19 protein-coding genes and 1 pseudogene are annotated in these 20,164 nt (G+C 68.2%); 11 read left to right on the top strand and 9 right to left on the bottom strand.

The features are described 5' to 3' along the window. Nucleotides 1–49 precede the first annotated feature (49 nt). Entirely contained in the window at nucleotides 50–1,747 is a 1,698-nt protein-coding gene (locus JRI60_RS26080; RefSeq protein WP_239470728.1) for an HAD-IG family 5'-nucleotidase, read from the top strand. A gap of 222 nt (nucleotides 1,748–1,969) precedes the next feature. Here JRI60_RS26080 and JRI60_RS26075 read toward each other — a convergent pair whose 3' ends face one another. From JRI60_RS26075 to JRI60_RS26050, 6 genes are all read right to left on the bottom strand, one after another. Next, nucleotides 1,970–2,776 (bottom strand): hypothetical protein, encoded by an 807-nt coding sequence (locus JRI60_RS26075; RefSeq protein WP_204228592.1) that lies wholly within the window; start codon nucleotides 2,774–2,776, stop codon nucleotides 1,970–1,972. Between the two features lie 90 nt (nucleotides 2,777–2,866). Beyond that, complete coding sequence (locus JRI60_RS26070; RefSeq protein ID WP_204228591.1) at nucleotides 2,867–3,670, bottom strand: class I SAM-dependent methyltransferase; 804 nt, start codon at nucleotides 3,668–3,670, stop codon at nucleotides 2,867–2,869. A gap of 144 nt (nucleotides 3,671–3,814) precedes the next feature. Then, nucleotides 3,815–5,980, bottom strand: coding sequence for a sensor domain-containing diguanylate cyclase (locus tag JRI60_RS26065; RefSeq protein WP_204228590.1), 2,166 nt, complete (start codon nucleotides 5,978–5,980; stop codon nucleotides 3,815–3,817). Between the two features lie 2 nt (nucleotides 5,981–5,982). Continuing rightward, nucleotides 5,983–6,258 (bottom strand): FtsB family cell division protein, encoded by a 276-nt coding sequence (locus JRI60_RS26060; protein WP_204228589.1) that lies wholly within the window; start codon nucleotides 6,256–6,258, stop codon nucleotides 5,983–5,985. A 99-nt stretch (nucleotides 6,259–6,357) separates the two neighbouring features. Beyond that, nucleotides 6,358–6,879, bottom strand: coding sequence for a TlpA family protein disulfide reductase (locus JRI60_RS26055; RefSeq protein WP_204228588.1), 522 nt, complete (start codon nucleotides 6,877–6,879; stop codon nucleotides 6,358–6,360). Beyond that, nucleotides 6,876–7,319 (bottom strand): Fur family transcriptional regulator, encoded by a 444-nt coding sequence (locus JRI60_RS26050; RefSeq protein WP_204228587.1) that lies wholly within the window; start codon nucleotides 7,317–7,319, stop codon nucleotides 6,876–6,878. The genes JRI60_RS26055 and JRI60_RS26050 overlap by 4 nt, the downstream gene beginning before the upstream one ends. 228 nt (nucleotides 7,320–7,547) lie before the next feature. Between JRI60_RS26050 and JRI60_RS26045 the strand changes: the two genes are divergently transcribed. Together JRI60_RS26045 and JRI60_RS54610 are read left to right on the top strand one after the other, a co-directional pair. Further along, nucleotides 7,548–8,756 (top strand): hypothetical protein, encoded by a 1,209-nt coding sequence (locus JRI60_RS26045; protein WP_204228586.1) that lies wholly within the window; start codon nucleotides 7,548–7,550, stop codon nucleotides 8,754–8,756. Between the two features lie 17 nt (nucleotides 8,757–8,773). Beyond that, nucleotides 8,774–8,872: pseudogene (locus JRI60_RS54610) on the top strand (FmdB family zinc ribbon protein); the annotation flags it as partial. A gap of 74 nt (nucleotides 8,873–8,946) precedes the next feature. Here the strand turns inward: JRI60_RS54610 and JRI60_RS54605 are convergent. Next, a complete protein-coding gene (locus tag JRI60_RS54605) occupies nucleotides 8,947–9,102 on the bottom strand; it encodes a hypothetical protein (RefSeq protein WP_275439648.1) in 156 nt (51 codons plus the stop codon). Nucleotides 9,103–9,156: 54 nt separating this feature from the next. Between JRI60_RS54605 and JRI60_RS26035 the strand changes: the two genes are divergently transcribed. The 3 genes from JRI60_RS26035 to JRI60_RS26025 are packed head-to-tail and all read left to right on the top strand — an operon-like array spanning nucleotide 9,157 to nucleotide 10,736. Continuing rightward, complete coding sequence (locus JRI60_RS26035) at nucleotides 9,157–9,357, top strand: hypothetical protein (RefSeq protein WP_204228584.1); 201 nt, start codon at nucleotides 9,157–9,159, stop codon at nucleotides 9,355–9,357. Between the two features lie 46 nt (nucleotides 9,358–9,403). Beyond that, nucleotides 9,404–9,982: a hypothetical protein gene (locus JRI60_RS26030; RefSeq protein WP_204228583.1), complete on the top strand. Its 579-nt coding sequence runs from the start codon at nucleotides 9,404–9,406 to the stop codon at nucleotides 9,980–9,982. 13 nt (nucleotides 9,983–9,995) lie between these two features. Next, nucleotides 9,996–10,736 (top strand): hypothetical protein, encoded by a 741-nt coding sequence (locus JRI60_RS26025; protein ID WP_204228582.1) that lies wholly within the window; start codon nucleotides 9,996–9,998, stop codon nucleotides 10,734–10,736. Nucleotides 10,737–10,861: 125 nt separating this feature from the next. Here JRI60_RS26025 and JRI60_RS26020 read toward each other — a convergent pair whose 3' ends face one another. Together JRI60_RS26020 and JRI60_RS26015 are read right to left on the bottom strand one after the other, a co-directional pair. Then, the gene (locus JRI60_RS26020) at nucleotides 10,862–11,602 is read right to left on the bottom strand and encodes a PHP-associated domain-containing protein (RefSeq protein WP_204228581.1); all 741 of its coding nucleotides are present in this window, start codon (nucleotides 11,600–11,602) and stop codon (nucleotides 10,862–10,864) included. Nucleotides 11,603–11,668: 66 nt separating this feature from the next. After that, on the bottom strand, nucleotides 11,669–11,944 hold the full coding sequence (locus JRI60_RS26015) for a hypothetical protein (protein ID WP_204228580.1): 276 nt from the start codon (nucleotides 11,942–11,944) through the stop codon (nucleotides 11,669–11,671). 208 nt (nucleotides 11,945–12,152) lie between these two features. Between JRI60_RS26015 and JRI60_RS26010 the strand changes: the two genes are divergently transcribed. The 5 genes from JRI60_RS26010 to glgB all read left to right on the top strand — a co-directional run bounded on the left by JRI60_RS26010 (nucleotide 12,153) and on the right by glgB (nucleotide 20,113). Then, nucleotides 12,153–12,344 (top strand): hypothetical protein, encoded by a 192-nt coding sequence (locus tag JRI60_RS26010; RefSeq protein ID WP_204228579.1) that lies wholly within the window; start codon nucleotides 12,153–12,155, stop codon nucleotides 12,342–12,344. A 562-nt stretch (nucleotides 12,345–12,906) separates the two neighbouring features. Next, nucleotides 12,907–14,907 (top strand): alpha-1,4-glucan--maltose-1-phosphate maltosyltransferase, encoded by a 2,001-nt coding sequence (locus tag JRI60_RS26005; protein WP_204228578.1) that lies wholly within the window; start codon nucleotides 12,907–12,909, stop codon nucleotides 14,905–14,907. Between the two features lie 15 nt (nucleotides 14,908–14,922). Next, nucleotides 14,923–16,584, top strand: a complete 1,662-nt coding sequence (treS, locus tag JRI60_RS26000) for a maltose alpha-D-glucosyltransferase (RefSeq protein WP_204228577.1) — start codon at nucleotides 14,923–14,925, stop codon at nucleotides 16,582–16,584. Further along, entirely contained in the window at nucleotides 16,581–17,918 is a 1,338-nt protein-coding gene (locus JRI60_RS25995; RefSeq protein ID WP_204228576.1) for a maltokinase N-terminal cap-like domain-containing protein, read from the top strand. The genes treS and JRI60_RS25995 overlap by 4 nt, the downstream gene beginning before the upstream one ends. After that, complete coding sequence (gene glgB, locus JRI60_RS25990; RefSeq protein ID WP_204228575.1) at nucleotides 17,915–20,113, top strand: 1,4-alpha-glucan branching protein GlgB; 2,199 nt, start codon at nucleotides 17,915–17,917, stop codon at nucleotides 20,111–20,113. The genes JRI60_RS25995 and glgB overlap by 4 nt, the downstream gene beginning before the upstream one ends. The last annotated feature ends 51 nt before the right edge of the window (nucleotides 20,114–20,164 follow it).

Raw genomic sequence — 20,164 nt, 5'->3', positions numbered from 1 at the left:
CCGTGCGGATGGTGCCGCGTGGGGAGCGCGTGTTATCTCTGTCCTTCCCGTGTCTCCGAAACTCTCTCCGACCGGTCCCATCCCCGGGAGCCCGACCACCGCGGATCCCCTCCACGGCAGCTTCCGCTCCTCCCTCAACCGCGCCCATGCCGAGGAGGCCGAGCGCCGCGCCCGGAATCTGTTCGACGACCGGGAGCTCGCCCGCCTGCTGAGCGTGCCCCGGGTGAGCACCCGCCAGGTGCCGCGCGCGCGGGACATCTTCGTCAACCGCAACCTGCGCATGTCCGGCGTCGACCTCATCGGCTTCGACATGGACTACACGCTGGCCATCTACCACATGCGGCGGCTGGAGCAGCTGGCGTACGACATGACGCTGGCGAAGCTGGTCAGCGAGCGCGGCTACCCGTCCTTCGTCGGCCAGCTGCAGTACGACCACCACTTCGTGATGCGCGGGCTGGCGGTCGACAAGGCGAACGGCAACCTGCTGAAGATGGATCGCTTCGGCTACGTGGGGCGGGCCTGGCACGGCCTGCGGCCGTTGGATCGCGAGCTGTGGAAGAAGCTGTACCGCAACCAGCGGGTGCAGCTGAAGAACCCGCGCTTCGCGTGGATCGACACGCTCTTCGCCCTGCCCGAGGCGTGGCTGTTCGCGGGCATCATCGAGCTGCTGGAGTCGCTGGGCCAGCGCGTGGACTACGGCAAGCTGTACGACGACATCCGCGACGCCATCGACACGGTGCACCGGGACAACTCGCTCAAGCGCGAGGTGCGCAAGGAGCTGGGGCGCTACATCTTCCAGGATGCGGAGCTGGGCCCCGCGCTGCACAAGCTGCGCTCGGGAGGCAAGCGGCTGTTCCTGCTGACGAACTCGGCGTGGGACTACACGGACGCGGTGATGCGCTACCTGCTGGACGGGCAGTTGGCCGAGTACCCGAGCTGGCGCAACTACTTCGACTACGTGGTGACGCTGGCGGCCAAGCCGGCCTTCTTCTCCGAGCAGCGGCCCTTCCTGGAGCTGGAGACGGCGGGTCCGGGCGAGGAGGCGCGCGTGTTGGGCGAGGCCACCTCGTTGGAGCGCGGCAAGGTGTACCAGGGGGGCAACCTGGTGCAGTTCGAGCAACACACCGGCTACGCGGGTGAGCGTGTGCTGTACGTGGGAGACCACATCTACGGGGACATCCTCAAGTCGAAGAAGTCCTCGCTGTGGCGCACGTGCATGATCGTCCAGGAGATCGAGGACGAGATCACCTACACGGACGGGCAGCAGGAGCGGATCGAGCGGCTGTCCGAGGTGGAGCTGGCGCGGGAGCGGCTGGACGACGAGGTGGCGCACCACAAGGGGGTGCTGAACACGTTGGACCGGAAGCTGGAGCGCGGGGAGTTGGAGCCCGGGGCGGAGGAGCGGCTGGAGGAGGAGCGGCGGCGGACGAAGGTGGAGCTGGACAAGCTGCGCTGGGCGCTGCGCGAGGCGACGGACATCGCGGACACGCTGGAGCGCGAGGTGGAGGAAGGCTTCAACCCGTACTGGGGGCTGCTCTTCAAGGAGGGCAACGAGAACAGCCGGTTCGGCGAGCAGGTGGAGCGCTACGCGTGCCTGTACACGAGCCGGGTGTCGAACTTCCTGCACGACTCGCCGATGCAGTACTACCGCTCGCCCCGGGATCTGATGTCGCACGAGCAGGCGGGCTCGTGGTCGGCGAAGCTGTCCCAGGTGGGGAGCGAGGGTCCTCCAAAGGGCGAGAGGTAATCACCTCCCCTGGGGCATTGTGCCCCGATGGGCATTTCCCCCTACCCCACGTGAAGATTGGTGATGCGCGGCGAGCCAGACCCGATTATTCATCGGGCGTGCAGCCAGGGTTTTCCCCCTCTCCCTGGAATGCTCCGGCCTCGGGCCCCGAGAATTTCCGTCTCGGGTCCCGAGGTCTGTTTTTTTACACTCCGAGAGGAGGGAGCGGGTGGCGCGCCCGTCTCACTGGCACGTGCTGGAGTGGACGGGGGTGAGGGTGAGCGTGCCCGTCTCGTCGATCCGGATCGTCGTGCCCTCGATGAGGCCGGACACGGCGCGTGCCGTGGCGGTGAAGGAGAACGGCCCCGTCACCTCGACGCGGTAGATGAAGCGGCACCCGCCGACCCACGAGCTGTCCGGACCCGAGGGGCGCGTGCCATCCGTGCAGCCCAGGGGCAGGAAGCCCACCTCCGCGAGGTTGCTCGAGTACCGATCCTTCTCCTGGAGGAAGGCCCGCTCCGAGATGAAGAGGGCCCGGATGCCCTGGATGCCCTCGCGCTCCTGGGCGGCGCACGTGAAGGACCCGGCCGGCAGACACTCGTCCCAGGAGATGGAGCGGCGCACGCCCGAGCGCTCCAGCCAGAAGACGACGTTCTGGATCGAGGGCGAGCCGATCCGCAGCGTGAGGCCCGCGGCCGGAGTGCCCGCGGCCCCCTGGGCGATGGCGGTGAAGGACGAATCCGGCAGGCCCGTCACCGACGTCACCTGATAGGCGAAGTGGCAGCCCGCCACCCACCCCGGCCCCGGCACGGGCGCCCGTGAGCCATCCGCGCACGCCGCGGGCGAGAACCCGACCGCCGCCAGGCTCTGTGAGTACATGTCCCTCTCCGCGAAGTAGGACGTCTCCGCCTGGAACAGCGCCTTCATCTCGCGGATGCCCTCGCACTCCACACCGCCGCAGTCGACGGGCGTGCCCTCCGCCATCGCCTCCGGGGCCCACGACAGGCACAACCCTCCCACCACGGACAGCCACCGCATCGCGTGACGCATCGTGTGAACCTCCTCTTGCCCACGAGCCTAGGAGACAGCCCCGAGCACCGGGGGTTCCAAACGCGTGCCGGATCCGGCGGAGGTGCACGTCTACCGTGCCGGTGCCGCCGGAACGCGCCCCCAGACGACGGAGGTGTAGCGCGAGCCGGGCTCCGCCTCGAGGCCCAGCTTCTTGAGATCCTCCGAGTACTTCGAGCCCTTCACCACCACCCACCGCCTCGCCACGCGCCTCGCCTCCTCCAGCGTCTCCGGGGTGAGCGGCGCATGCTCGGCGAACCGGCGCAGCATCTCGAACGCCGGCTGGGACTTCTTGGGCTTCTCGAACATCGGATCGAAGAAGACGACGTCGAACGCGCCCGAGGGCAGTGAACGCAGGTAGGTGTGCGAGTCCGCGCGCACCGCCTCCACGCGGCAGGAGTCGGGGCCGTAGTCGTAGGCTTTCAGGCCCTCGGAGACGACGGCGTGCAGCGCGAGGCTCTTCTCCAGGCCCACGACACGTCCCGCGGGCCCCACCACCAGCGCCGCCACGAGCGCGTCCTGTCCGAGCCCCAGCGTGCAATCGAGGAAGTGATCCCCCGCTCGCAGCTCGGCGACTCGTACCAGGGCGTCATCTCCTCCCTGCTGCCCCGAGAGGATTCGCAGCCGGCGCAGGTGCGCCATGCCCGGGTTGAAGCTGAAGGAGCCTTCCTTGTCCCAGAGGGACACGCCCTCGCGCTCGAAGACGATGAAGGCGTCCGCCGCGGATTGGAGCAGCGGGCCGATGGGCTCCTTCTTCCGCCTCGGGATGAAGGGCAGGTTCCACTCGCGCGCCGCTTCTCGCGCCCGCGCCACCAGCGCGTCCTCCGGCTTGCCGCTCGTCGTCACCGCCAGCGCGACTCGTCTCGGACTGGTCATGACTCGGATGCTCTCGACACAGGTAGACCCTCACCCCAGCCCTCTCCCAGAGGGAGAGGGGGCATACACGGGGGCAACCCGTTGTCACTGGTACCCTCACCCCGTCCCTCTCCCGGAGGGAGAGGGGTGTTTCTTGGGGGTTTATCAGCCCTCGACGGCTTGGAGCTTTCTTCCGCCCTGCGCCTCGGCCACCGTCACCGACTGGTTCCGGCCGTGCCTCTTCGCGTAGTACAGGCACTGGTCCGCCTGCTCCACCAGCACCAGCTTGTCCGTTCCGTGGTCCGGCGCCGTCGCGATTCCCAGCGACAGCGTCACCTTCAACGGGCCCATCTCCGTCTGGAAGACCTCGGCCTTGATCGCCTCCCGGATTCGCTCGGCGATCACCTTCGCTCCCTTCGCCTCCGTCTCCGGCATCAGGATCGCGAACTCCTCGCCGCCATAGCGCGCCACGATGTCCGTGTCCCTCGCCTGCTGCTTCAGGATCCGCGCTACTCCCTTGAGCACCTGGTCTCCCGTCAGGTGGCCATAGGTGTCGTTCACGCTCTTGAAGTGGTCCACGTCCGTGAGGATCAGCGAGCACTTGCGCCCGTACCGCCGCGAGTGCGCCAGCATCTCGTCCGCCTTCGTCTGGAAGGTGCGGTTGTTGTACAGGCCCGTCATGCCGTCCGTCGTCGCCATCCGCTCCATCGCCTCGTAGAGCTGCGCGCGCAGCACCGCCTGCGCCGCCTGGATCGCGATCACCTCCAGCATCCGCAACACGTCGTGGTCCAGCGCCGCCTTGCGCCGTGAGCCCGCCACCAGTGTCCCCAGAATCCTGTCTCCCGCCGTGAGCGGGAAGATCTTCAGCGCCGCCAGGCCGCGCAGCTGCGTCTCCTCGTCGAAGATGACCTGCCGGTCCATCGCCTTGATGTCGCGCCCGGGCAGCGGCGCCCCGTAGCGCACCACGTTGGCCACCAGCCCGTTGTTGTCCGGGAAGCTGCGGCCCTCGAGCGCCTTGCTCCCCTGCGCCGTGACGCCCAGCATCCGCGCCACCTTGTGCATCCGCTTGCCTTCCACCTCGTTCACGATGGTGACGGCGCAGAAGTCCAGACCCGCCAGCTGCCTCGCGCTCTCCAGCACCGCCAGGAACACCTGCTCCGGGCTCCCCGCCCGGTTGAGCTCCTCGATCGCCCGGAAGAACCGATCCTTCTCGTCGCGCGTCTTGCGGATGTACGTCATCACCCGCTCCACCTCGATCGACCGCAGCACCTCCGCGGCGATCGTGGTGAACAGCTTCTCGTCGTCGTCCGAGAACGGGTTGTGCGTCAGCCGATCCGCCACCAGCACGCCACGCACCAGCCCGCTGCCCTCGATGATCGGCACGGCCAGCACGGCCTTCAGCTCGGGGGCACCCCCGTCGTACCAGGTGATGCCCTTGAGCCCGTGCGCCGAGTGCATCCGCACCGGCGCCCGGCGCTTGAGCACCCCGCCCAGCATCCCCTCCCCCGCGTTGAAGCTCTCGCGCTGCACCCGGTCCGACATGCTGCGGCAGTCGTACAGCTTCAGGCCCTTGTCGTCCGACGTCAGCAGGAAGGCCGCGCACGTGTTCGTCTTGAGCGCCGTCTCGGCGATCTCCAGCGCGGCCCCCACCGCGCCCTCGATCTCCTTCACCGAGGCCAGCAGCCACTTCTCCTGGTCCTTCACGTCCGGCGGGTTGTCGTGGGAGCCGGAGCTGACGAGGCGGAAGGTCCGGGCGCGCTCCTCGACCTCCTTGATGCGCTTCTCCACCGCGGAGCTCTCGGCGCGCCGGGCGGCGGCGATGCGCGAGGCGAGCACCAGCTGGTACAGGCCCGCGAAGAGCGACAGGAAGAGCGCGTGGGTGAGGAAGGAGGTGATGCTGCGCTCCGGCCCCTGCAGGGAGACGAGCGCGTCGAAGGCCAGCGCCACGCCCAGCAGCGTCAGTCCCGCGTTGCGCGGCAGGAAGGCCACCAGGAAGGCCATGAGCAGGTACACGAGGGGGAACACCTCGCCCCCGGCGATGGCCACCACGATGAAGGCCACGGCGATGAGCACCGCCCCCAGCTCCAGATCATCCCGGAGGTAGAGCGGAGCGCCCACGGCGCCACGGGTGAAGCGCCTCCAGGCCATGAGGCCCAGCCCGGCCAGCAGGAACAGGACGATGGAGGCCTCCGTCCAGCCCAGCGTCTGCAGGCCGCGGAAGCCACCCCGGGCGATGTGGACGAAGGCGGACAGGACGGCCGCCGCGGGCACGGCGCGCACCAGGGGGCGCAACAGCTTGGAGACTGGAGGGATGGCCGAAAGGGCGGACATGGTTACTCCAGGTGGAAGACGATCTCGCCCGGCTTGATGTAGCCAAGCTCCTCGCGCGCGGCGCGCTCGAGGGCGGTGGGGTCGTTGCGCAGCGCGTTGATCTCACGCCGGAGGGCGTCGTTCTGCTCGGCGATGGCGCGGTTGCGCGCCTGGATCGACTCCACGTCCTGGCGCAGGAGCAGGTAGCGACGAAAGCCCTTGGCGTCCGCGACCGAGACCAGCGTCAGGACCGCGGCCACGCACGCCGCCACACCGAGGAGCTTTCGCCGCACCGTCATGAGGGGTCGGAAGGTACCAGCGGCGACACCCCCGGCAAGAAATCCGCTCCAGGCATGTAGCGGGTGCCTGGCCCTCTCGGCTGGCACGGGAAACGCGCTTCAGCGCCGCAGCAGTTTTTCCACCGCTCGCGAGATGTCCCCGTGGCCGGCCACCCCCTGCCACGCGCCCGCCACCTGCCCCTCCTTGTCCAGCAGGAAGGTGGAGGGCAGCGCGGGGATGAGCCCGAAGGCGCTCCTCCCCTGCTGCATGCCCTCGTCGGACACCAGCACCGGGAAGTTCAGCGCGTACTGGTTGGCGAAGGGCTCCAGCACGAGCGTCCCCTCCAGATCCAACCCCACCAGCACCACCTGGAACCCCTGGGGGCCGTACTCCTTCTGGAGCGCCTCCAGGGTGGGCAGCTCCGCCAGACACGGGAAGCACCAGGTGGCGAAGAAGGCCACCATCACCACGCGCCCGGGCAGCCGGTTCCACTCGTACGGCGTGGGCCCCACCGAGGGCAGCATCAGCGCCCCGAGGTACGCGGAGGGCCCCGGGCCCGCCGCCTGCCCCTCGGGCACGGTGCGGCACCCCGCCAGGGCCAGCGCCAACGCGCACCCGAGCGCCAGGGCCGCGCGCCTCATGCCTCGCTCTTGGCCGGGGCGCGCCGCTGGCAGTTCTTGCACAGCCCGTACAGTTCCATCTTGTGCGACGTCACCGTGAAGCCGTGCTTGCGCGCCACCGCGTCCTGCATCTCCTCGATGCGGTCGTCCTCGAACTCGACGATGGTGCCGCAGTGCGTGCAGATGAGGTGATCGTGGTGCTCCCTCCCCGCCGCGGCCTCGTAGCGCGTCTGCCCGTCCCCGAAGTTGCGCGCGTGGGCCAGGCCGCACTCGTTGAGCAACTTCATCGTCCGGTACACCGTCGCCACCGACACCTTGGTGTCCTGCTCGCGCACCTTGTTCCACAGCTCCTCGACGGAGAGATGTCCCCCGACGGAGAAGAAGGTGTCGATGATGAGACTGCGCTGGCGCGTGCTCTTCAGCCCGTGCTGCGCCATGTAGCGCTGGAGGACTTCGTCCATGTTCTGATTCAAGGCTCGCCTGCCCTCCGAGCCACCGCGATGGCCCCTCGATCCGCGGAATGTCTACCGGCCGAACGTACGGAATGCACGCACCCATGCCCGGGTGCGATACCGACTTGCACCTTCCGCTGACTGTTTAGATTGGGGCCGGTCGGATTCATTGACACCCGTCTGCCAGCGAAGATAGAGGCACCCGGCCTCGTAAACGAGCATTTTTCCGCAACTTTCATGAACAGTCACTGGCAGAGACAGCGGCAACCCGATGACGTCCCCACCCCCGTGGCGGTGGCCGTCTCCGACTACTGCCGGCGAGCCAAATCGCCTGCAACCCCCACCGAGGTTCGCGAGGCACTCGCCCTGCTCGCCGAATCGGAGGACTTCCGGGTACGTACCTTGACCGACACCGAGCCGGAAGCCACGCCGCTCGGGCCCTTCGCCGTGGTGGATGTCCTGAAGGGAACGGCGCCGGCGCTCGCCGCGGTGCGGCAAGGGTCCGGCTACTATGAGGTGGTGCAGGAGCTGGCGCGTGTCCGGGAGGAGAAGCGGCCGCCCGCGCCGCCCCCCGCCCCGGAGGTGCCCTCCTTCGCCACCCCGGCCATCCCCGCCCCCGTGCCCGCCAGGAAGGAAGCCCTCCCGAAGTCGCGTGGCGAGACGGTCCAGGCGCGGATCGCTCCTCGCAAGCGCTCCGGCCCCGAGCCGCTCCCGCCCGAGCCCGAGGAGATCGAGGAGGCGCCCAGCTTCCTCAAGCGCGATCTGCCCAAGCCCCGCGGGCGCTTCACCCGCCTGGACGCTCCCAAGACGAGCTTCCAGGAGCTGACGCGGGCCTCGGGCAAGGAGACGCTGGAGGCCTCGCTCGAGGCGCACGAGCACCGCTTCGCGCTGCTGAAGTCCCTGGAGGGCCAGTACAACGGCAGCCGGGGAGACCTGACGCTGTCGGAGCTGGAAGGAGCGCTGAGGTCTCATGGGTTGATGGAGGCCATGGAAACCCGCGAGCGCACGGCCATCCTCGCCGCCTTCACCGAGCACCGCGGCGCCGCCGGCCGGGTGGGCTGGGCGCTGGGGCTCAGCCCGTCCGAGCTCAAGCAGCTCGAGGCGAAGGCGGGCATCTCCCAGGAGGTCGAGGAGCTGCGCGAGCGCTTCCGCCGCGAGGCCCTCACCACGCGCCACCTGACCCAGCGGTTGGATCTGCTCGGGCGCGACAAGTACCTGGCGGACCTGGGAATCAAGAAGCGGTTCACGGACCTGCTGCGCCGCGAGCTCGAGGTGCTGGTGCGCGACGAGCTGCCGGCGGCCGCATCGATGTCCGCGCTCGCCGAGTCCGTGGCCCGCAAGCACGGGGCCCCGAGCGAGCTCGTGCTCCGCGCTCTCGAACGACTGGGAGTGGCCGAGGACCTGCGCAAGCGGACTTCGGACGGCTCCCGCCCCTCCACGACTTAGAAGAACGAGGTCAAGCCATGCCCATCTACGAGTACTCCTGCAAGTCCTGTGAAAAGACGATCGATGTCCTGCAGAAGGTGAGCGATCCGACGCCCGAGACCTGCACTGCGTGCGGTGCCCAGGGCACGCTGAGCAAGGTCGTCAGCCGCTCCAGCTTCGTCCTCAAGGGTGGCGGCTGGTATTCGGACCTCTACAGCTCCACCAAGAAGGATGGGAGCACCTCCAGCTCCTCCTCTTCGTCCAGCTCCAGCAGCTCGTCGTCCAGCACGAGCTCGTCGGACTCGGGGTCGAGCAGTTCCTCCAGCAGCACCACGTCGAGCGCCCCCGCGGCGGCGGCTGGCAGCAAGAGCTGAGTGGCGGAAAATTCGCGCGTGCGTTGGAGGAGAGGGAGACTGGCCGCGTGCCATTTCCTCCCTCCAAGCGCCCACCCCGCCGTTGCGTGCTTTGTGGCCATCCGGAGCTGATCGATGCTCGCGGCCTGGGCCGATTCCTGCTCGTGCCGGATCCCGATGGCCGTGGACCCATCTGCCCGCCGGTGAAGGGCTGTGGAGTGCAGCGGCGCGCGGGCGACAATGCATCGCTGACGCCGAGCCCCCGCTGAGCTAAGGAAGGGCCCCTCCCGCGTAGTCCACGCCGAGGTGCGCCCGATGGTCGTTACCCTGCTGCTCGCGTCGTTCCTGGCCGTCACCCCCACCGCCGCAGATCCGACGGTGTCCTTCGCCGCTTCCATGGAAGGCCGCCACGCGCGGCTTCTGGAGGGGCTGGAGCTGGCGGCCACCTTCAAGCCTTCCGAGACTCCACCGCTGCGCATCACGGACGCGATGCGGTTCGGTTTGATGAACGCTCCCCTGCCCCTGGACACCGGAGGCGGCGTGGACGCGGAGACGCGGCAGATCCTCGCGCTGGTGCTGGGGCTGATCATCGGCTTCGGCACGGGCCACCTGGTGGCGAGGGATCGAGACGGCTTCATCCTGTTCCTGGTGGTGGATCTGGCCATCATCGTGGTGAGCAGCGTCTTCAAGTTCGTCCTGGGCGGCTGGTTCTGGGGGCTGGGAGGGCTCGCGCTGCTCATCTCGCACGTCATCCAGGGCGTGGACGCGCTGGGCAAGGCGGGCGGCCCGCGGATCGTCGAGGAGACGCGCCAGAAGGCGGTGCTCGTCTCGGACGTCACGGGAGGAAGGGACGCTCCGACGATCACCACCCGCGCCTTCGCCTTCACCTTCTGACCGAGGTTCCACCGTGAGAAGACTTCTCGCCCTGCTCGTCCTCATTCCCCTGGCACTGACCACCGGCTGCGCGAGCCAGACCCTGCTGAGCGCGGAGGATCGGACGATGGTGCAGCAAGACCTGTCCACCGGCCCGGGAGCGGTGCGCTACCTGAAGGCCTCCAGCTACATCACCCCGTTCTTCGGGGATGCGTCCAAGCGGCTGCTGACGCCCTACCCGCCCGAGGAGGTGCGGTTGCTCAACGACACCAAGGGCAACCCGATCAACCCCGGCCCGGTGCAGGCGCTGGTGCCTGCGGGCACGAAGGTGCGCGTGCTGAAGGTGGAGTTCCCGACGGCCTGGGTGATGGCCGAGCGGGTGCTGTACTCGCCGCGCACGCAGCCCTGGGTGTACCTGGAGGTGGAGGGAGCACCGCCGGGGCCGCCGGTGATCCTGGTGCTGCCGCCGATGATCAAGACGAAGGAGGACTTCCTGGCGGAGGTGGATCGGCACCTGGCGGACCACGAGCTGGCGCCGAGGCTGGCGAAGTTCCAGCCGCGCTTCCAGGAGGCGCTCAAGCAGAAGAAGGTGCTCGAGTACATGCCGGAGGCGGCGGTGGAGATGTCGTGGGGGAAACCGGAGAGCATCCGCCGGACGCTGGACGGCCAGCAGGTGAAGCAGGAGTGGTCGTACCCGGGAGGAAAGCGTCGGGTGTTCATCACCGACGGCCTGGTGACCCGAGTCGAGGAAGGCTCCCCCACCGTGACGAAGTGAGTCAGACCCTCTCCCTCTGGGAGAGGGACGGGGTGAGGGTATACGCCCCCCGGGTTGCTCACCGTGGAAAGACCCTCACCCTAGCCCTCTCCCAAAGGGAGAGGGGACATACACGGGCGGAAACCCTAGCGACGGCGGCGCCCACCGCCTCCGCCGCCCCCGCCCCCGCGGCGCTTGCCACCGCTGCGGGCCGCCTGGGCCTCACCGGGGCGAGTCAGCCGAGGCAGCTCGCCGGCCATGACCGGGTAGAACTCCCCGGCCAGCAGCGCGGCGACCAGCTGCTCCTGGGTCTGCACGGGCTTCTTGAAGCAGGTGGCGCCATAACCCACCTCGTCCAGGGAGCCACGGGCGTCACTGCCACCGGTGCAGGGCAGCTTGAGCACCTCGGCGGCCTCGACGGCGAGGTCGTTGGACGTCTGCTTCACGCGGGCGTTGTAGCCCTCGACGGCGCACAGCAGGCCCCCCAGGGACCGGACATAGTCCATGGCGGGGTTGGGAGTGTCCCGATCGTAGGGCCGAGCCGCGACGATGGCGGCGCCCAGCGAGCGGACCTTCGAGAGACACTCGGCGGCGCTCCACGGCTTCTCGCGGTTGCTGCCCCACATCTGCACGGGCTCGGGAGCCAGCTCCGGCTTCGGGAAGAAGCACAGGTACTGACCGCGGTCGGTGATGAGCTCCAGACCGACGAAGACCTTGACCTTGGACTTCGCGCCGATCTCGAACAGCTCGTCACAGCCGTCCTGGGTGTTGGTCTCGGTGAAGGCCACGCCGTCCAGACCGAACAGCGCGGCACGGTCGAGGACCGCGCGCGGATCCAGGTCGCAACCCTTCGACAGGTAGGAATGCGCGTGCAGATCGATGAGCATGAGCGCCGCTCCCTAACAGGCTCCCGTGGGAGCTGTCGAGCCTCGGCGCACCTGCCCCGCCCGGAATCAGGCGAAAGCGTAGCCCTGGAGGCCCGTCTGCTTCGTCTGGGAGTTACGCTCCTCGTGGGTGCGGATGAGGTAGCCCATCAGCATGAGGGAGGAGGTGTTCTCGAGGACCCGGGAGGGGTCCTTGGAGATGAGGTTGGCGCTGTAGTTGAGGAAGAACTGGGCGAGGTCCTCGCCGGCTTCCTTGACGATCAGCGCGTTCAGCGCGGCGGGATCCATCGTGCGGATCTCGTTGATGAAGTCCACCGCCAGGTCCTTCTTGGTCTTCACGTCCACGGCCATCCCCCTTCGCCCGTCCCCTTGCCGGGGGCCATTCCCCCGGGCCTGATCCAGCGACCCCTGAAATCTAGGCACGCCCCCTCGGGTGGGAAGTGAGGCCCCCCACCCGGTCGCCGGAAGTAAGGTTTTTTGACACCTGTGAATAGCGCGCGATAACCTTCCCCCAGACACCCAGTACAAAACTCAGTGCAAGGAGTGGAAGGCGATGTTCACGGGCGTGAAGGTGTTCTCCGCGACGAAGGCCAAGGAGCGCGAGGAGCTGGGTGAGAATGTCACCCGCTGGATGAAGAGCAACTCGGATCTGGAGATCGTCGACCGGGTGGTGTGCCAGTCCAGCGACAACGAGTTCCACTGCTACACGCTGGTCCTCTTCTACAAGCACAAGTCGCAGCCGTAGAGCCGGGTTCCGCCCTGCCCTGCCAGGGCTGGGAGCCACCCGTAGAGCGTTCCCCTGCGCCGCGTTCATCGCCAGGGGCGCTTCTTGTTTTCCCCGAGCAGTGCATCGTGGCTGGCTCCCTGGAGCTGGTGGCGGCCCCTCCTCATGGGCATGTCCCCTCCCCTGCCGCCTGGGCACTGAGCGCCGTCCCCATGCCTGCCCGGTAGCACGGAGCGTAGACCCACCGCACCAGACAGGGGGGACGACGACCAGGGGCCCTCCAGCAGAGGAGTTCCATCGCATGGGTCCGGCCACCGTACCTCCTCACCCGCCCGGATAGCAGGCAGCCTGTGCGCCGGGCTCCGCCCCCGCGACCCCCCAGCCCCCTCCCCCGCCCGCCCGTCTGCCCGGCATGGAAGCCGGTCGAGGGAGCGGCCATTTCCGACGGGTGTGCACCGCGCGGAGCCATTCCTAAGGTTGTCGGGCCAACAAACCGGACGCTTGGAGCGTTCGGAATCAACGCACGGTGAAAGACACCGCCGGGGCATCGTGGCGCGCGACCTATAAGGGGCCGCCTGCATTTATGAGCGAGCGAATCGGAAGCACGGTCATCGAGAACGTCCGACCGGAACTGGACGCGGGCCGTTGGGCCGTGAAGCGGGTCGAGGGCGAGTCCCTCAAAGTCCAGGCCGACATCTTCAAGGAGGGCCACGACATCCTGGTGGCCGTGGTGCGCTGGAGGCAGTCCGCGCCGAAGGAGCAGGCGACGGAGTGGGCCGAAACGCCCATGGTCTCCAAGGGCAACGACCTCTGGGAGGGCGAGTTCCTCCTGGCGCGCAACGGGCGCTACGAGTTCACGGTCGAGGCCTGGCCCGACCTCTACGCCACCTGGGTCACGGAAGTGAAACGCAAGGTGGACGTGGGCCGGGACGTGCGCAGCGAGCTGCTCGAGGGCGCCGCCATGCTCCGCGCCCATGCCGAGCGCGCCCAGAAGGCCGGCAGCCCCGATGAGGCCCGGCGCATGGTCGAGGCCGCCACGCTCTTCGAGAAGGGCATGAGCGCCAACGCCATCGCCGCGGCCATGGATCCAGGGCTCACCCTGGTCGCGTCGAAGTACGCGGACCGCTCCATCGCCACCCGGTACGACCGCGTCCCCGAGGTCTTCGTGGACCGGGAGAAGGCGCGCTTCGGCTCCTGGTACGAGTTCTTCCCGCGCTCGGCGCTGCGTGACGGCCGCACGCACGGCACCTTCCGCGACGCCGAGAAGTGGCTGCCCTACGTGCAGTCGCTGGGCTTCGACATCATCTACCTGCCGCCCATCCACCCCATCGGCCGCAAGGCGCGCAAGGGCAAGAACAACAGCCTCACCGCCACTCCCGAGGACGTGGGCAGCCCGTGGGCCATCGGCGGCCCCGAGGGTGGCCACAAGGCCGTGAATCCCCTGCTCGGCACGCTGGAGGACTTCCGGAGCTTCGTGAAGGCCGCCAACGGGCTGGGCATCGAGATCGCCCTGGACATCGCCTTCCAGTGCTCGCCGGACCACCCCTACGTGAAGGAGCACCCGGAGTGGTTCCAGCACCGGCCGGACGGCACCATCAAGACGGCCGAGAACCCGCCCAAGCGCTACGAGGACATCGTCAACTTCGACTGGCTGGGCCCCGGCCGCGCCACGCTGTGGCCCGAGCTCAAGTCCGTGGTGCTGCACTGGGTGGAACAGGGCGTGCGCATCTTCCGCGTGGACAACCCGCACACCAAGCCGCTCCAGTTCTGGGCCTGGCTCATCCGCGAGGTGCAGACCGTCCATCCGGACACCGTCTTCCTCTCCGAGGCCTTCACCCGTCCCAAGGTGATGAAGCACCTGGCCAAGGCGGGCTTCCAGCAGTCGTACACCTACTTCACCTGGCGCAACTTCAAGCAGGAGATGGAGGAGTACCTGGAGGAGATCACCACCCCGCCCGTGTCCGACTACATGCGCGGCAACCTCTGGCCCAACACGCCGGACATCCTCCCCGAGTTCCTCCAGCGCAGCGGGCCCGGTGGGTTCCGCCTGCGCGCCGCCATGGCCGCCACCCTCTCCAGCTCCTGGGGCATGTACTGCGGCTACGAGCTGTGCGAGGGCACGCCCATCAAGCCGGGCAAGGAGGAGTACCTCGACTCGGAGAAGTACGAGCTCAAGGCGTGGGACCTGGACCGGCCGGGCAACATCCGCGACTACATCTCGCGGCTCAACGCCATCCGCCGCGAGCACCGCGCCTTCCAGCTCTACGGCAACCTGCGCTTCTTCAAGTCGGAGAACGAGCAGGTGATGTTCTACCTGAAGCGCACGCCGGACGGCTCCAGCCAGGTGCTGGTGGCGGTGAGCTTCGATCCCTTCCAGCCCCAGGAGTCCGTGCTGCACGTGCCCCTGGCCGAGCTGGGCATCCAGCCCGACGAAACGTACCAGGTGCATGAGCTGATGACGGACCAGCGGAGCCTCTGGCAAGGGCCCACCGCGCACGTGCGCCTCACGCCCGAACAGCCCGCGGCCATCTGGGCGGTCTACCGCTTCCGCCGCAGTGAGCAGGCGTTCGACTACTACGAATAGACACCCTCGCCCTTTATGACCCGGTCGGATCCGCTCTGGTACCAGAAGGCCGTCATCTACGAATTGCACATCCGCGCGTTCTACGACTCGAACGCGGATGGGCACGGGGACATCCCCGGGCTCATCGAGAAGCTGCCCTACCTGCAGGATCTCGGCGTCACCTGCCTGTGGATCCTGCCGCACTACCCTTCACCCCTGAAGGACGACGGCTACGACATCGCGGACTACTACGCGGTGCACCCCGAGTACGGCACGCTCGCGGACTTCCAGCGCCTGGTGGAGGAGGCCCACAAGCGCGACATCCGCATCATCAGCGAGCTCGTCGTCAACCACACCAGCGACCAGCACGCCTGGTTCCAGGAGGCCCGCCGGGATCCGAAGAGCTCCAAGCGTGACTTCTACGTCTGGAGCGACACGGACGACAAATACCAGGGCGCGCGCATCATCTTCCTGGACACCGAGCGCTCCAACTGGACGTGGGATCCGGTGGCCAAGCAGTACTTCTGGCACCGCTTCTTCAGCCACCAGCCGGACCTCAACTACGACAACCCCGAGGTCCAGGAGGCCATGCTGGATGTCATGCGCTTCTGGCTGAACATGGGCGTGGACGGCTTCCGCTGCGACGCCGTGCCCTACCTCTTCGAGCGCGAGGGCACCAACTGCGAGAACCTCCCGGAGACGCACGCCTTCCTCAAGCGGCTGCGCAAGACGATCGACTCCGAGTACCCGGACAAGCTGCTGCTCGCCGAGGCCAACCAGTGGCCCGCCGACGTGCGCGTCTATTTCGGCGACGGCGACGAGTTCCACATGGGCTTCCACTTCCCGGTGATGCCCCGCCTCTTCATGGCGCTGCGCCGGGAGGACCGCACCCCCATCGTCGAAATCCTCCAGCAGACGCCCGACATCCCCGAGACGTGCCAGTGGGCCATCTTCCTGCGCAACCACGACGAGCTGACGCTCGAGATGGTGACGGACGAGGACCGGGACTACATGTACCGGGAGTACGCCACCGATCCGCGCATGCGCATCAACCTGGGCATCCGGCGCCGGCTCGCTCCGCTCATGGACAACGGGCGGCGGCGGATTGAATTGATGCACAGCCTGCTGTTCACCCTGCCGGGCACTCCCGTCATGTACTACGGCGACGAGATCGGCATGGGGGACAACATCTACCTGGGCGATCGCAACGGCGTGCGCACCCCCATGCAGTGGACGAGCGACCGCAACGCGGGCTTCTCCCGCGCGGATGGCGCGCGGCTGTACGCCCCGCTCATCGCGGATCCCGTCTACGGCTACCAGAGCATCAACGTGGAGGCCCAGGAGCGCGTCCGCTCGTCGCTGCTCAACTGGATGAAGCGCATCCTCCGGGTGCGCCAGCGCTACCCCGCCTTCGCCATGGGCCGGCTGCGCTGGCTCAACCCGGACAACCGCAAGGTGCTCGCCTTCGTGCGCGAGTACGAGGGACAGACGATCCTCATCGTCTGCAACCTCTCGCGCTTCGCCCAGCCGGCGGTGATCGACCTGCGTGACTTCGAGGGACAGGTGCCCGTCGAGCTCATTGGCGAGACGCCTTTCCCCCGCATCTCCGGGAGCATGCCGTACCAGCTCACGCTGGGGCCCTACATGTTCCTGTGGTTCCGCCTCGAGAAGCTCGCCCCTGGGAGGGGAATGCCGTGACGACGCCGATCGATCTGACCAAGCTCCCCGACTACCTCCGCAACCAGCGCTGGTTCGCGGGCAAGGCCTGGCCCATCAAGTCGGTCTCCGTGGTGGACCACGTCTCCCTGGACCTGCCCGGCGGGCGCGCCTTCACCCTCGCCGTGGTGGAGGTCCACTACGAGCTGGGCCACCCCACCCGCTACCTGCTGCCCGTGCTCGCCTCGGACGAGGGCGTGCAGGACGCCTTCGAGGACGTGGAGGTGCTGCGCGCCTTCTTCCAGCTCATCCGCGAGAAGCGGGAGGTTCCCAGCGCCTCGGGCAAGCTCGTGGGCGAGTGGCTGGACACCCCCGAGGGGTTGATGGCCCTGCCCTCGCCCCTGCCGGTGCGGCGGCTCCAGGTGGAGCAGAGCAACACCTCGGTGGTGGTGGCCGAGAAGGTCATCCTCAAGGTCATCCGCAAGCTGGAGGCCGGCATCAACCCCGAGTACGAGGTGGGCCGCTACCTGGCGACGAAGACGTCCTTCCGCGCCACCCCCACCCTGCTCGGAGCGCTCCAGTCCGAGGGCCCCGCGGGTGCCACCCTGGCCGTCGTGCATCGCTACGTCCCCAATGTCGCCGACGGCTGGCGCTACACGTTGGATCATTTCCGCCGCGCGCCCCGGCTGACGCAGGAGTTCCTCGGGGAGCTGCGCGGGCTGGGACAGCGGCTGGGCGAGCTGCACCGCGCGTTCGGCTCCAGCACCGATGACCCGGCCTTCAGCCCCGAGCCCATCCAGACGGAGGATCTCCAGCGCTGGAGCGCCTCCATGGTGGGTGAGCTGGGCGTTACCCTCAACGAGGCCCTGCGCCAGTTCCCGGACCTGGAGGGCAAGCGCGAGGGCCTCATCGAACACGCGAAGCGGCTGGCGCACGTTTCCCCCTCGGGGCAGAAAATCCGCATTCACGGAGATCTGCACCTCGGACAGGTGCTCCGGGCGGAGGGGGACTGGCTCATCTTCGACTTCGAGGGCGAGCCGGGACGCAGCTTCACCCAGCGGCGGGAGAAGTACTCGCCCCTGCGGGACGTCGCGGGAATGTTGCGCTCCTTCGACTACGCGGAGGCCACGTTGCAGCTGGAGGGACAGGCCGCCGGCGAGCGCGTGGGACCGGCGCGCCAGGCGTTCCTGGACGGTTACCGCACCGTCACACGAGGGGCCGCGTTCCTCCCGCAGGACGACGCGACCTTCAACACGATGCTTGACGCCTTCGAGCTGGAGAAGATGCTCTACGAGGTGCGTTACGAGTTACAGAACCGGCCGGACTGGGTGCGCATCCCCGTCCAGGCGCTCTCGAAGATGGAGGTTCGCAAGTGAAGAAGCCGATGGATCGGCAGCAGGTGGACGCGGAGTTGCAGCAGGTGGTGGAGTTGCGGCACCCCGAGCCCCACCGCGTGCTGGGCATCCACCCGGACGGGGATGGAATGGTGGTGCGGGCCTACCGTCCGGACGCGGTCTCCATCCACGTGGTGCCGGAGTTCGGCGGGCGCATCCCCATGACGCACCGGCAGGCAGGCGTCTTCGAGGCCCGGCTCAACGGCAAGACGGAGCCCTTCAACTACCTGCTCGAGGTGGAGTACCCCGGCAACAAGACCTTCACCCTGCGCGACCCGTACAGCTTCCTGCCCACGCTGGGCGACATGGATCTGTACTTCGCCGGCGAGGGCCGGCACGAGCACCTGTGGAAGCGAATGGGGGCGCACCCCATCCACCACCACGGCATCAGCGGCGTGGCCTTCGCCGTATGGGCGCCCACGGCCGCGGGCGTGTCCGTGGTGGGTGACTTCAACAGCTGGGACGGCCGGCTGCACGCGATGCGGCGCATGGGGGCCTCGGGCATCTGGGAGCTCTTCATCCCCGAGGTCGGCGAGGGCACGCGCTACAAGTTCGAGATCCGCCCGGGCGCCGGAGGGCGCCTCTTGAAGTCGGATCCATACGCCTTCCGCACGGAGGTGCCTCCGGCCACGGCGTCGGTGGTGCACGACCTGAACCACTTCCAGTGGACGGACGAGCAGTGGATGACGGGGCGCACCACGAAGAACGTGCACCACGAGCCGTGGAGCGTCTACGAGGTGCACCTGGCCTCGTGGCGGCGCGTCATCGAGGACGGGGACCGGTCCCTCTCCTACCGGGAGATGGCGCCCGCGCTCGCGGACTACGTGAAGCGGATGGGCTTCACGCACGTGGAGCTGATGCCGGTGGCGGAGCACCCCTTCGGAGGCTCCTGGGGCTACCAGGTGGGCAACTACTACGCGCCCACCGCGCGCTTCGGGCACCCGGATGACTTCCGGTACCTCGTCAACTACCTGCACGAGCAGGGCATTGGCGTGCTGCTGGACTGGGTGCCGGGGCACTTCCCCCGGGACGCTCATGCGCTGGGCCAGTTCGACGGCACGGCCCTCTACGAGCACGCGGACCCGCGCCAGGGCACGCAGCCGGACTGGGGAACCTACGTCTTCAACTTCGGCCGCAACGAGGTGCGCAACTTCCTCATCGCCAACGCCCTCTTCTGGCTGGAGGAGTACCACATCGATGGTCTGCGTGTGGACGCGGTGGCGTCGATGCTCTACCTCGACTACAGCCGCAAGCACGGCGAGTGGATCCCCAACCGCTGGGGTGGCCGCGAGAACGAGGAGGCCATCTCCTTCCTGCGCGAGCTCAACGACACCGTGGGCCGCAAGTTCCCGGGCGCGGTGATGATCGCCGAGGAGTCCACCGCGTGGCCCAAGGTGAGCCAGCCCACCAGCGAAGGGGGCCTCGGCTTCCACTTCAAGTGGAACATGGGCTGGATGCACGACACGCTGACGTACTACTCGAAGGATCCCATCTATAGGCAGCACCACCACAACCAGCTCACCTTCGGTCTGCTGTATGCCTTCAGCGAGCACTTCATGCTGCCGCTGAGCCATGACGAGGTGGTGCACGGCAAGGGCTCGCTGTACGGGAAGATGCCGGGAGACGCGTGGCAGAAGCGCGCGAACCTGCGAGCGCTGCTGGCGTGGATGTGGGCGCACCCGGGCAAGAAGCTGCTCTTCATGGGTGGCGAGTTCGGCCAGCCCGGCGAGTGGAGCAACGACCGGAGCCTGGACTGGCACCTGCTGGGAGAGCCGGGCCACGCGGGCATCCAGACGATGATGTCGGACCTGAACAGGCTCTACCGGAGCCACGCGGCGCTGTACGACGCGGACAGCGAGCCGCTGGGCTTCCAGTGGTTGCAGCCAGACTCGGCGGCGGCCAACGTGCTGGCCTTCGTGCGGCGCTCGAGGCAGCCGGGGGGCCACGTGGTGTGCATCGCCAACCTGTCACCCGTGCCCCGCGAGGGCTACCGCGTCGGCTTCCCCCGGCACGGCGGTTACGTGGAGCTGCTGAACACGGACGCCCAGGACTACGGCGGCTCGGGCATCGGCAACAAGGGGCGCATCCACACCGAGCCCCAGGGTTGGGACGGCCAGGATGCCTCGGCCGTGCTGACGCTGCCCCCGCTGTCCGTGCTCTGGTTCACTCCGGGGTAGGCCACCCCTCGAAGGCCGCCCACCCGCCTGGAGGCTCCGCGATTCCGAGAG

Source organism: Archangium violaceum (assembly GCF_016887565.1).
Lineage (GTDB): Bacteria > Myxococcota > Myxococcia > Myxococcales > Myxococcaceae > Archangium > Archangium violaceum_B.
The sequence above is the reverse complement of the archived record's forward strand: the minus strand, read 5'-3'. Positions and strand labels throughout refer to the sequence as shown.